Annotated in this window: 10 protein-coding genes; 6 read left to right on the top strand and 4 right to left on the bottom strand. The window is 39.9% G+C overall.

Annotated elements, in window-relative coordinates; all coding sequences use genetic code 11:
• Positions 1–50: 50 nt before the first annotated feature.
• The 4 genes from HMPREF3020_RS02980 to HMPREF3020_RS02965 all read right to left on the bottom strand — a co-directional run bounded on the left by HMPREF3020_RS02980 (position 51) and on the right by HMPREF3020_RS02965 (position 4,018).
• The gene (locus HMPREF3020_RS02980) at positions 51–1,295 is read right to left on the bottom strand and encodes a multifunctional CCA addition/repair protein (RefSeq protein WP_070775490.1); all 1,245 of its coding nucleotides are present in this window, start codon (positions 1,293–1,295) and stop codon (positions 51–53) included.
• 61 nt (positions 1,296–1,356) lie between these two features.
• On the bottom strand, positions 1,357–1,965 hold the full coding sequence (locus HMPREF3020_RS02975) for a TIGR04211 family SH3 domain-containing protein (protein ID WP_070775489.1): 609 nt from the start codon (positions 1,963–1,965) through the stop codon (positions 1,357–1,359).
• 74 nt (positions 1,966–2,039) lie between these two features.
• Entirely contained in the window at positions 2,040–3,302 is a 1,263-nt protein-coding gene (locus tag HMPREF3020_RS02970; RefSeq protein WP_049384911.1) for an inorganic phosphate transporter, read from the bottom strand.
• A gap of 35 nt (positions 3,303–3,337) precedes the next feature.
• Positions 3,338–4,018, bottom strand: a complete 681-nt coding sequence (locus tag HMPREF3020_RS02965) for a TIGR00153 family protein (protein ID WP_049365956.1) — start codon at positions 4,016–4,018, stop codon at positions 3,338–3,340.
• Positions 4,019–4,156: 138 nt separating this feature from the next.
• Here HMPREF3020_RS02965 and HMPREF3020_RS02960 point away from each other — a divergent pair, with 138 nt between their 5' ends.
• The 6 genes from HMPREF3020_RS02960 (at position 4,157) to HMPREF3020_RS02935 (ending at position 11,996) form a co-directional block, all read left to right on the top strand.
• A complete protein-coding gene (locus tag HMPREF3020_RS02960; protein WP_070775488.1) occupies positions 4,157–5,179 on the top strand; it encodes a CYTH domain-containing protein in 1,023 nt (340 codons plus the stop codon).
• A gap of 26 nt (positions 5,180–5,205) precedes the next feature.
• Complete coding sequence (gene radA, locus HMPREF3020_RS02955; RefSeq protein ID WP_070775487.1) at positions 5,206–6,585, top strand: DNA repair protein RadA; 1,380 nt, start codon at positions 5,206–5,208, stop codon at positions 6,583–6,585.
• 82 nt (positions 6,586–6,667) lie between these two features.
• A complete protein-coding gene (lrp, locus tag HMPREF3020_RS02950) occupies positions 6,668–7,147 on the top strand; it encodes a leucine-responsive transcriptional regulator Lrp (protein ID WP_005695827.1) in 480 nt (159 codons plus the stop codon).
• Positions 7,148–7,149: 2 nt separating this feature from the next.
• Positions 7,150–9,939 carry a DNA translocase FtsK gene (locus tag HMPREF3020_RS02945; RefSeq protein WP_070775486.1) on the top strand — a complete coding sequence of 930 codons (2,790 nt, stop codon included), beginning with the start codon at positions 7,150–7,152 and terminating at the stop codon, positions 9,937–9,939.
• Between the two features lie 36 nt (positions 9,940–9,975).
• Positions 9,976–10,602 carry an outer membrane lipoprotein periplasmic chaperone LolA gene (gene lolA / locus HMPREF3020_RS02940; RefSeq protein WP_049384978.1) on the top strand — a complete coding sequence of 209 codons (627 nt, stop codon included), beginning with the start codon at positions 9,976–9,978 and terminating at the stop codon, positions 10,600–10,602.
• Between the two features lie 53 nt (positions 10,603–10,655).
• Positions 10,656–11,996, top strand: a complete 1,341-nt coding sequence (locus HMPREF3020_RS02935) for a replication-associated recombination protein A (RefSeq protein WP_070775485.1) — start codon at positions 10,656–10,658, stop codon at positions 11,994–11,996.
• Positions 11,997–12,003 lie beyond the last annotated feature (7 nt).

The raw sequence follows: 12,003 nt of genomic DNA, 5'->3' as shown, positions 1-12,003 counted from the left end.
TAAAAAATTGCACATATTGTAAGGGGTAGTTTACTTTTAGTAAAGCTGGATTAAGCATTTAAGCGAGTTTTCTCCGCTTTCACTGCGGCAATTCTTCGACGCGTTAATTCATCTCGAATACCTTGTTTTTCAAACCCATCTGCAATGACTTGCTGTACATCAACAGCGAGGGCAGCTTGGTAGAGCGCTTTGAGATAATCAATTTGCAGGTATTCTTTATTTTCAAAGCCCGTTCGACCGCGAGTATCAGATAAACATACTAATAGAAATTCTTCGAAGCGCTGAGGTTTACGCCAAACATCAAACGTATTAAAGAGTTTCACCACTGTTTCAGGACGAAGCTCTAAGGCTTTATGCACATGCGTGTGATATTCACAAGCTAATTCGGCTAGTTCTTGAAGATAATTAGGTACTCTAAGACGTTTGCATAATGAACGAGTCGGTTTAATCCCTACTTTTTCGTGGCCATGATGACTTGGCCACATTTCTTTTGGTGTAAGAGCTTTGCCAAGATCATGACAAATTGCGGCAAAACGGACCGCACTTTTATTCAAATCGGTATTTTCTGTGAGTTTAACCGCTTGTTGCAATACGAGCATGGTATGAATAAAACTATCAATTTCAGGATGATATTTGGCTGGGTTCGGTACGCCATCTAAGGCGGCAACTTCAGGGAAGAGCACTTTGAGCGCGCCGACTTGATGTAGTGTTTTAAAATAAATTTCGGGATGCGGTTCGTTTAATGCTTTTTCTGTTTCCATCCAAACGCGCTCAGCCGTGAGCTGGGCGAGCTCACCTTGTTCAGTAAGCTCAGCCATTAATTTAAGGGTTTCTTCTGCAATAGAGAAACCTAAATGATGGAAGCGAGCCGCAAAGCGTGCGACACGCAATACACGAAGTGGATCTTCAGCAAATGCAGGTGAAATATGACGTAAAATACGTTGATGAATATCTTCTACGCCATGATAAGGATCGTGTAGCTTGCCATCTTTGTCTTGCGCAATGGCATTAATACTGAGATCTCGGCGAATTAAATCTTGTTCAAGCGTAATATCATCTGAGAAATCACAAATAAATCCGGTGTAACCTTTACCTGATTTTCGTTCTGTGCGAGCAAGTGCATATTCTTCATAGTTTTCAGGATTAAGAAAAACAGGGAAGTCTTTGCCGACTTGTTGATAACCTTGGGCTAACAACATTTCTGGTGTAGCACCCACGACAACCCAGTCACGATCTTTAATCGGTAAACCTAAAAGTTGATCACGTACAGCACCGCCGACAAGATAAATTTCCATTTTGCTCTCCCGTCAAAATATAAAGAAAAGGTAGGCAAATGCCTACCTCAATGATGAATCATTACCAGCTATCACGGCGTTTACGTCTAGGTAAAATGTGAGGTAATACAAGACCGATTAACAAACCTACGCCTAACACAGAACCGCCATAAATAAACCATTGAATCGCAATTTCGCGTTTATTGGCATCAAGCATGGCTTCTAAATCACGATTTTTATTTTTCGTCATTTCTAATTCACGTTTAAGTTGTGAATTTTGTTCAAGCAATTCACTGCTTTGTTGTTCAGCTTGTTTGCTACGGCGTTGAATTTCGTTTGTGCGTTGTTGCCAATCTGAATCGACACGATTCAGCTTTAACGTTAATTCTTGTACCTGTGCTTTTAATTTTGGATTTTCTTCACGGCTACTTGGTGTAGAACTCAGTTCAGAGGTTAAAATCCAAGCTTCACGATTTTTATTATCACGAATTAGGGTGTATTTTCCTTGTTGTTCTAAAACTGTTACCGCTTCGCCAGATTGGATTGCGCCCGCGATCTTAAATTGATCACCTGCACCACGACGTAAATAGGTGTTCAGATTTTCTGTCACATATTGCGTTTCAGCTTGTACCGTTCCAATGGTTGATCCCAATAGAACACAAGAAAATAAAAGTTTGCTCACTTTTGACATAATACTTCCTAGATTCATGAAGAAAGTGCGGTCGGAAAATGAAATGAAAAATAACCGCACTTTTAATAATTATACTAGTGGAAAATTGCGCGAAGGATATAGAAAATCACAATCGCAAAGAATGCACCAGCAGGTAACGTTACAACCCATGAACTAATGATGTTACGGATAACCGTTAAGTTAAGCGCTGCAATACCACGTGCGAAACCGATACCTAAGATTGCGCCCACTAAAGTTTGTGTAGTGGAGATTGGTAAACCTGTACCCGATGCCACAACAACAGTCATCGCAGTTGCAAATTGTGCAGCAAAACCACGACTTGGAGTTAAATCGGTAATACCCGATCCTACGGTTGCCATTACTTTTTGTCCCATTGCGATAAGACCAACAGCGATACCTAATGCACCTAAAGGTAAAATCCACCAGGCTAAATCACCACCACTCAGGATTTTCCCGCCATTTTGCACGATTGATACCACAGAAGAAAGCGGACCAATTGCATTGGCTACGTCATTAGAACCATGTGCGAACGCCATTGCACAAGCGGTTAAAAGCATTAAGATACTAAAAATCTTTTCTACTGATCCAAACGATCCTTTTCTTGCTTTTGCTGTAAAGGTGTTACTGCGGAAGTAAAAATGGCAGAAAATCATACCAACAACACTGATAAGCAATGAAATAACAAGCGTTTCATTGTTGGAGAGATTTAGACCAACGTGTTTTAACCCTTTCGCCATGGTCACGATACAAAGTACGAATACAGTAATCGCCATGTAGTAAGGGCCATATTTTTGTGCGTTTTTCAGCGGTTCTTCGGTATCGAATATGAGCTTCTGGATACTTGCAAAGATGGTATAAGCTAAGAGCCCAGCAATCACAGGAGTGATAAACCAACTTCCAACGATCCCACCGATGGTAGACCAGTCAACAGAACTTGGACCAATTGTAATACAAGCAAAACCAATTAAAGCCCCGATAATGGTATGGGTACCAGAAACAGGCCAACCCATTTTTGTCGCGATAAACAACCAAGCACCCGATGCAAAGAGAGCAGAAAGCATCCCTAATGCCAATACATCAGGCATCTCGACAAATTGAGTGGGATCGATCACACCACTTTTGATGGTTTCTGTTACTTCACCGCCGGCTAAATAAGCCCCAGCAGATTCAAAAATGAGGGCAATAATAATCGCTTGTTTGGCTGTAATGGTACCCGAACCAACCGAGGTGCCCATTGAGTTTGATACGTCGTTGGCACCAATACCAAATGCCATAAAAAAACCGAATACCGCGGTAATTAAGACTAACCACGAACCGTATGCATTAATAATTTCCATAGTGATTTCCTATGTTGTAGTTAATGTCGTCAAAATTAGGAACGGGCTAGCATTAATTCAATGCGAGATCCAACACGTTGAGCTTGATCGGCTAGTACGCCCACCCATTCGATGATTTTATATAAGAACATCACATCAATAGGGTTATAACGACTTTCAATCGTGTAGAGCATTTTACGCAATTTAATTTGCATTTGATCCGTATCGTCTTCAATGCTGTCTAGCTCTTGAATCATATGGTTCACTAACTTTAATTCACGGCCTTTAAAGCCGGTTTCAAGTAGTTTATCCATTTCTTCAATCACTAAATGCGCTTGATGAATAGAATCTAAACTACGTTTCACATAGTGCAAAAATTCTTCCTGCATTTCTTCAGGAATACCAAATTGGCGACCAATCATACGACCCGCAATATCTTTAGCATAGTTAGCTAATTTGTCTTGTTGGGTGACTAACTCAAGTAAATCGGTACGATCAATGGGTAAAAATAAACCGCGAGGCAATTTCAAACGGATTTCGCGTTTTAAACTATCTGCTTCACGTTCACATTGAGAAATGTCTAGACGTGTTTTTTCCGCATCATCCCATTGTTTTACAAAGGTATGTTGGAAGAATGGAATTAATAAATCACAACATTCAGTCACTTTGTCAGAATGTTTCTGCAGTGGTTTTAAAGGAGAATGGGCAAATAATCCGAGAATATTATTCATTGCCATAGGTGTTTTACTCCATAACAAGGGTTAAAATTTCGGTTGCATATTACCTGATTTTATAAGGAAATACACGAAAAAGATCTTGATTTGTATAAAATTATATGTATATTTAAACAGTTAAAAGTGATAAGGAAAAATAAAATGAGTAATGAAGTTGAATTAAAGCTTGCAGTTACCTCTGATGCTTTCGATACCCTAAAAACACATCTCAATCAATTCAATATCTTAGAACAAAATACAGTCTTTCTGGGAAATACCTATTTCGATTATCCCGATCATTTTTTGGCTAAACAAAAAATGGGATTGCGTGTCCGTCAGGAAAATAATGATTTCACACTCACTTTAAAAACAGACGGAAAAGTGGTTGGTGGATTGCATAGCCGTCCAGAATACAATTTATCTATACCTGATAATTCCGTACCTACAACAGCACAATTAACCTCATTGTATCCATTTGAAAACTTACCTTCCGCTACATTACAACCGATTTTCTCAACAGATTTTAACCGCACTTTTTGGTTAATTGCGTTTGGTGCATCAAAAATTGAAGTGGCTTTTGATCAAGGGAAAATTTTATCGGGAGAAAAAACACAGCCTATTTGTGAAATTGAATTTGAATTAAAAGAAGGGCTCGTTTCAGATCTTTTCCATTTTGTCTCACTTTTACCTTTTGAACAGGATATTTATTTTAGTTCAGCAAGCAAAGCAAAACGCGGCTATCAACTAGGCAGTAAACCACTTCTGATTGATTGGTTAAACAAATGGCGTGATTTCTTAAAAGAGGAACGTGAGGGAAGTGCGGTTGATTCTCGCGAACAATTAAGTGCTGTCATGAAAATGGAACAGCAATTGATTGAAGAAACCCTTTCATTTTCAACGGATGTGTTTGCGTTTGATTTTATGAAAACTGTTGAGCGTGTGGGCGCATTTTTCAATCTTTATCATTATTATGATGACAACAAAGCCCTGTTTGAAAAGCTAGAAGAAAATCGATCAGCTGAGTTATTAGCTAGTAATCAATTTTTCCTAAATGAAATAAAAGGTTTGATTACCTTTCATAGTGAAACAAAGGATAATATTCAAACCATTGAGAAGTTAAAAGCGTTATTAAAGAGTCGTGCGTATTTTGAAAGAATGCTTGGCTTAATGATGTTGATGGCGTAAAACGGGTTCTCTAAAGGATAATAAAAATGGCAAAAGCTCCTAAAACCGCTTATGTATGTAATGATTGTGGTGCTGAATTTTCGCGTTGGCAAGGGCAATGTTCAGCCTGTAAAGCGTGGAATACGATTAGTGAAGTGCGGTTAATTTCAGCCTCAAATTCCACAAAAAATGATCGTTTTAGCGGGTATGCAGGAGAAACTCGCGCAAAAATCCAAACGCTTTCTGAAATTAGTTTGCAAGAGACACCGCGTTTCACCAGTGGATTTAAAGAATTAGATCGCGTGTTAGGTGGCGGGATCGTACCGGGAAGTGCCATTTTAATTGGTGGACATCCTGGTGCGGGGAAAAGTACCTTGTTACTTCAAGTCATGTGCGGATTAGCAAAAAATATGACCGCACTTTATGTGACGGGGGAAGAGTCACTTCAACAAGTGGCGATGCGTGCTAATCGCTTAAATTTGCCGACAGATAAATTAAATATGTTATCTGAAACATCGGTTGAGCAAATTTGTAATCTAGCGGATCAGTTAAAACCTCAAATTATTGTAGTGGACTCGATTCAGGTTATGCATCTTTCGGATATTCAATCCTCTCCAGGAAGTGTGGCACAAGTGCGTGAATGTGCCTCTTTCCTGACTCGTTATGCGAAAACTCGACAAGTCGCCATCATTATGGTTGGGCATGTCACTAAAGACGGCACCCTTGCGGGTCCGAAAGTATTGGAGCATGCCATTGACTGTTCGTTATTGCTGGAAGGGGAGACTGATTCCCGTTTCCGTACGTTACGTAGCCATAAAAACCGTTTTGGTGCGGTGAATGAGCTGGGCGTATTTGGTATGACCGAGCAAGGCTTGCGAGAGGTGAAAAACCCATCAGCGATTTTCTTAAGTCGAGGAGATGAACAAACACCAGGTAGCTCAGTGATGGTGCTGTGGGAAGGAACGCGTCCGCTTTTAGTTGAAATTCAAGCGTTAGTGGATCATTCCATGCTCGCTAACCCGCGTCGTGTGGCAGTAGGACTAGAGCAAAATCGTTTAGCCTTATTGCTTGCGGTATTACATCGTCATGGTGGATTACAAATGTCGGATCAAGATGTTTTTGTGAATGTCGTTGGTGGGGTAAAAGTCGGGGAAACTGGAGCTGATCTTGCGTTATTGCTTGCGTTAGTTTCGAGTTTCCGTAATCGCCCATTACCACAAGATTTAGTTGTCTTTGGTGAAGTAGGGTTAGCGGGTGAAATTCGCCCGGTAACCAGTGGTCAAGAACGTATTAGTGAAGCGGCAAAACATGGCTTTAAACGCGCGATCGTCCCTTTTGCCAATAAGCCGAAAAGTGCGGTCGAAAATATGGAAGTTTTTACGGTGAAAAAACTCGCTGATGCGCTCGCCATTTTGGATAATTTCTAAAAAAACGTTGTCCTATTGTTGTCTGATTACTGAAAGTTTTTGATAAATTAGATAGAATATGCGCCGTACATAAGGAAAGGTTATGGAAAAGAAATTAAATAAAGCGTTGGATAGCATTGATATCAAAATCTTAAATGAATTACAACGCAACGGTAAAATCTCTAATATCGATTTATCAAAGAAAGTGGGGTTATCGCCAACACCTTGTTTAGAAAGGGTAAAACGCTTAGAAAAACAAGGTGTGATTATGGGTTATCGGGCACTTTTAAATCCTGAATTACTGGATGCGCCTTTATTGGTTATTGTTGAAATTACGCTTGTGCGTGGTAAACCTGATGTTTTCGAAGAGTTTAATGCTGCGATTCAAGCGCTTGATGAAATTCTCGAATGTCATTTAGTATCAGGTGATTTTGATTATTTACTCAAAACACGTGTAGCAGATATGGCGGCATATCGAAAATTATTGGGGACCACATTATTGCGCTTACCAGGTGTGAATGACACCCGAACTTATGTTGTAATGGAAGAAGTGAAACAAACTAATTATCTCGTACTAAAATAAAAATGATTAAACGAATTACAAAACGATTTACACCTAAACAATATTTAGCAGAATTATTACTCGGATTGACCGCACTTTTAGGTTTATATTTAATCGTGGCATGGTCAAGCTATACGCCATTAGATAACTCTTGGTCTACAGCAAGTTTTCAAACTGAAACCATCAATAAAGCCGGTGCTTTTGGTGCTTGGTTAATCGATGCGTTTTTTGTTTTTCTCGGCTATGTCGGTCATCTCATTCCATTTGTCATTTTTATCGTACCGATTTATTTACTGAAAACCAAAGCGGTTCATTCTCTCTCGGCAACCCGTATTGCATTACGTTCCTTTGGCTTTATTGCTCTCATCGTTGGCTTAACCATGATGGCAACGTTACTGCTTTCAAATACGAACTACTATTTAGCTGGCGGCGTGTTTGGTGGCAGCTTAGTGGTGAATTTATATCCTACACTCGGTAAGTTTGGCTGTATTTTAGTGGGCTTTATCTGCGCAGTTGTAGGCTTTATTTTCTGTTCTGGTGCATCATTAATTAGTTTAATTGTGAAATTCTATCATTGGTTAACGATGAAAAATCAACCGGCAGAAGAAGAGCAGGCAGAGCATACTTCTGTGGATGATCTTGAACAAATTGTGATTGAAGCACCTCAACAACTCGCTTTTTCAGATTCTCAATTGGAAACTGAATCTACAGAAAATGAGAAAGAGGAGGCGACTGAGAATACCTTTGTTAAGCCTGAACAGCTAATTAATATCAGTGGGTTATCCTCACCGAGTGCTTCAGAGCCTGCAGATGTTGAAAAATTAGAAGATAAGTTTAAAGGCTTCACCGTTGAATCTGAAAATTTACCGAATGTATCTATTTCAGCTACTTCTTCCGTTGAATTACCAACAAAAGAAGATTTTTCAGCTACATGGAAAAATCCGCAAGTGAATCATCAAAGTTCGGATGAGTCAGATGACATTTTTGAAGAAAATGTGATGCCAAAAGTGTCACTTAAAACACCTGAAAATACAACCGCACTTTATCCAACTTATGATGAGTCTTTAGAATCAGAAAATGATGGTTTAGAAAATGAATTAGCGCGTCAGTTTGCTGCACAAGAGCAAGCACGTTTACAAGAAATGGAAGTACGTGCAAAAGCCTCAAATGCAGAAGATGCATTGAAAGTGATCTTGAATGAACCGGCGGTTTCAGCACCTAAAGAACGTGAAATTCATATTGAGAATGCAACTGAAACCACTTATAAGCCGTATTCTGATACGCTTATTCACCCAGCATTCCAACAACCAACGAATAAACGTGAAAAACCAACGACGCCATTGCCAAGTTTAGATTTACTTGAGCATCGTCCAACGCAGGCTCAAGACATTACGCGTGAAGAAATTTTAGACACATCCGCACGCATAGAACAACAATTAAAGAATTTTAATGTCAAAGCAACGGTACAAGATGTGTTAGTTGGCCCAGTGGTGACTCGTTATGAGCTTGAATTACAACCGGGTGTAAAAGCATCAAAAGTAACCAGTATTGATACCGATTTAGCACGTGCGTTGATGTTCCGTGCGATCCGTGTGGCGGAAGTGATTCCAGGCAAACCTTATATTGGTATTGAAACGCCAAATGCACACCGTCAAATAGTGCCATTGCGTGATGTGCTGGATAGTAATGAATTCCGTTCCTCAACATCATTGCTTTCAATGGCTTTGGGGAAAGATATCAGCGGAAAACCTGTTGTAGTTGATTTGGCTAAAATGCCTCACTTACTTGTTGCGGGTTCAACAGGCTCTGGTAAATCTGTTGGTGTGAATACCATGATTTTAAGTTTACTTTTCCGTGTGACACCGGACGAAGTGAAATTTATTATGATTGACCCGAAAGTGGTTGAGCTTTCTATTTATAACGATATCCCGCACTTGCTTACCCCAGTAGTGACGGATATGAAAAAAGCGGCAAATGCACTGCGTTGGTGCGTAGAAGAAATGGAACGCCGCTATCAATTATTGTCAGCCTTACGTGTGCGTAACATTGAAGGGTATAACGAAAAAATTGAAGAATATGAAAAACTCAATATGCCAATTCCAAACCCAATTTGGAAGCCTGGCGATACAATGGATAAGATGCCGCCTCCATTAGAAAAATTGAGTTATATTGTCGTGATTGTTGATGAGTTTGCGGACTTAATGATGGTTGCAGGTAAACAAATTGAAGAGTTAATTGCGCGCTTAGCACAAAAAGCTCGTGCAATTGGTATTCACTTGATTTTAGCAACACAACGCCCGTCAGTAGATGTGATCACAGGTTTGATTAAGGCTAATATTCCAAGTCGCATCGCCTTTACTGTAGCAAGTAAAATTGACTCTAGAACGATTCTGGATCAGGGCGGTGCAGAGGCCTTATTGGGTCGTGGTGACATGTTATATTCAGGTCAAGGTTCTTCGGATCTCGTTCGTGTACATGGTGCCTTTATGAGTGATGATGAGGTGGCGCGTGTGGCAGACGATTGGCGTGCACGTGGTAAACCGAATTATATTGATGGCATTTTAGATGGTGCGGACGATGAAGACTCAGGTGAGAAATCAACGACAAGTAGTGGCGATCTTGATGCATTATTTGATGACGTTGTTGAGTTTGTCTTAAGCACAGGCAATACATCAACTTCTTATGTTCAACGTAAATTTAGTGTTGGGTTTAACCGAGCAGCTCGAATTATGGATCAGCTGGAAGAACAAGGTATTTTAGGCCCAATGAAAAATGGAAAACGAGAAATTTTGGCTCGACGTTCCGAATATTAATTCTCTTAAGTTTCACTTTACAAAAAGGAAAGTAGAATGAAAAAAACATTATTAAAAATGACCGCACTTACAGCACTTTTAAGCGCAAGTAGTTTTGCTTTTGCCGATGCGGCAGATGAGCTGCAAAATCGCTTAAATCAAGTGACAGTATTGAGTGCTGATTTCTCTCAAACCGTGACTTCTGTTGGTGGTAAAAATGTTCAACAAGGAAGTGGAAAACTTCAAATTAAACGTCCAAATCTTTTCCGTATGGATACCAAATCACCACAAGAAACACAAATTATTGCAGATGGTAAAACCCTTTGGTATTACGATCCATTCGTACAACAAGTGACAGCTCAATGGGTGAAAGACGCGGTAAATAATACCCCTTTCGTACTTTTAACCAGTAACGATAAAAGCCACTGGAATCAGTATTCAGTGACGCAGAATGCAGATACCTTTGTGCTAAAACCAAAGGCAAAAAATAGCAATATTAAACAGTTTGATATTCGTGTAGATGCGAATGGTGTATTAAAGAATTTCAGTACCACCGAGAAAGATGGTCAAACCAATCTTTATGTGTTGCGCAACATTACAAACCAAACCTTAGCTGATAGCTTATTCCAATTTAGCGTACCGAAAGGTGTTGAATTGGATGACCAACGTAAAGGTAAAAAATAATCCATAAGGTGTGAATGATAATCTTCACACCTTTTGCTTATTAAGGAAAGAATATGTCTAATCTTAATTTTGATTTTGCTGAAAATGACTTTCGTCCTTTAGCTGCCCGTATGCGTCCAACTAATTTGGAGCAATATTATGGGCAGACGCACTTAATTGGGGAAGGAAAGCCGCTTCGTAAAGCAATTCAAGCTGGGCATGTTCATTCTATGATTCTGTGGGGACCGCCGGGTACAGGTAAAACAACACTGGCGGAAATTATTGCTCATCGCATCAATGCAGAAGTTGAACGAATTTCAGCGGTAACAAGCGGCGTGAAAGAAATTCGAGAATCAATTGAAAGAGCTAAACAAAATCGACTTGCAGATCGCCAAACGATTTTATTTGTGGATGAAGTGCATCGCTTTAATAAAAGCCAACAAGATGCGTTTTTGCCACATATTGAAGATGGTACGATTATTTTTATTGGTGCGACAACAGAAAATCCTTCCTTTGAATTAAATAATGCCTTACTTTCTCGTGCGAGAGTTTATTTACTTAAGTCATTGACAGTGGCTGAAATCGAACAAGTTTTACAACAGGCGATTTCTGATCCTGAGCGAGGATTAGGTAAAGAGCGGTTAGTTTTAGAAGAGAATTTGCTACAGGTATTAGCCGAATATGTGAATGGTGATGCGCGCCTGGCTTTAAACTGCCTTGAATTGATGGTGGACATGGCTCCTGAAACAGAAAACGGTAAAAAATTAGACCGCACTTTGTTGAAAGAAGTATTAGGTGAACGACAAGCGCGTTTTGATAAGCAAGGTGATCGCTTCTATGATTTGATTTCTGCTTTACATAAATCCATTCGTGGCTCAGCAGCGGATGCGGCACTTTATTGGTATGCACGAATTATCACTGCAGGAGGCGATCCTCTTTATGTTGCACGACGTTTATTAGCTATCGCTTCAGAAGATGTGGGTAATGCTGATCCAAGAGCAATGCAAGTAGCTCTCGCCGCTTGGGATTGTTTTACGAGAGTGGGTGCCTATGAAGGAGAGCGAGCTATTGCGCAAGCCATTATTTATTTGGCCGTAGCGCCGAAGAGTAATGCGGTTTACAACGCATTTAATATGGCAAAACAACATGCAAAAGAGTTTCCTGATTTTGATGTGCCGCCTCATTTACGTAATGCGCCAACGGCTTTAATGAAAGAATTAGGCTATGGTGCTGAATATCGTTATGCACATGATGAGCCAAATGCTTATGCTGCAGGGGAAAATTACTTCCCTCCGGAACTGAAAGATACGCAGTATTATTTCCCAACTAACCGTGGTATGGAAATTCAAATTAAAGAAAAGCTTGAGCGTTTACAAGAGCAAGATAAAAACGCGTCAAAAAAACGCTATAAATAGTTTTTTC

This window comes from Haemophilus sp. HMSC068C11, assembly GCF_001815355.1.
Lineage (GTDB): Bacteria > Pseudomonadota > Gammaproteobacteria > Enterobacterales > Pasteurellaceae > Haemophilus_D.
Note: the sequence above shows the minus strand (reverse complement) of the source record. Positions and strands in the feature narration are given on the sequence as shown.

Bases quoted from the DNA above. Each gene is read 5' to 3' on its own strand.
- HMPREF3020_RS02980 (WP_070775490.1), bottom strand. From the start codon at position 1,295: ATGGAAATTTATCTTGTCGGCGGTGCTGTACGTGATCAACTTTTAGGT.
- HMPREF3020_RS02975 (WP_070775489.1), bottom strand. From the start codon at position 1,965: ATGTCAAAAGTGAGCAAACTTTTATTTTCTTGTGTTCTATTGGGATCA.
- HMPREF3020_RS02970 (WP_049384911.1), bottom strand. From the start codon at position 3,302: ATGGAAATTATTAATGCATACGGTTCGTGGTTAGTCTTAATTACCGCG.
- HMPREF3020_RS02965 (WP_049365956.1), bottom strand. From the start codon at position 4,018: ATGGCAATGAATAATATTCTCGGATTATTTGCCCATTCTCCTTTAAAA.
- HMPREF3020_RS02960 (WP_070775488.1), top strand. From the start codon at position 4,157: ATGAGTAATGAAGTTGAATTAAAGCTTGCAGTTACCTCTGATGCTTTC.
- radA (WP_070775487.1), top strand. From the start codon at position 5,206: ATGGCAAAAGCTCCTAAAACCGCTTATGTATGTAATGATTGTGGTGCT.
- lrp (WP_005695827.1), top strand. From the start codon at position 6,668: ATGGAAAAGAAATTAAATAAAGCGTTGGATAGCATTGATATCAAAATC.
- HMPREF3020_RS02945 (WP_070775486.1), top strand. From the start codon at position 7,150: ATGATTAAACGAATTACAAAACGATTTACACCTAAACAATATTTAGCA.
- lolA (WP_049384978.1), top strand. From the start codon at position 9,976: ATGAAAAAAACATTATTAAAAATGACCGCACTTACAGCACTTTTAAGC.
- HMPREF3020_RS02935 (WP_070775485.1), top strand. From the start codon at position 10,656: ATGTCTAATCTTAATTTTGATTTTGCTGAAAATGACTTTCGTCCTTTA.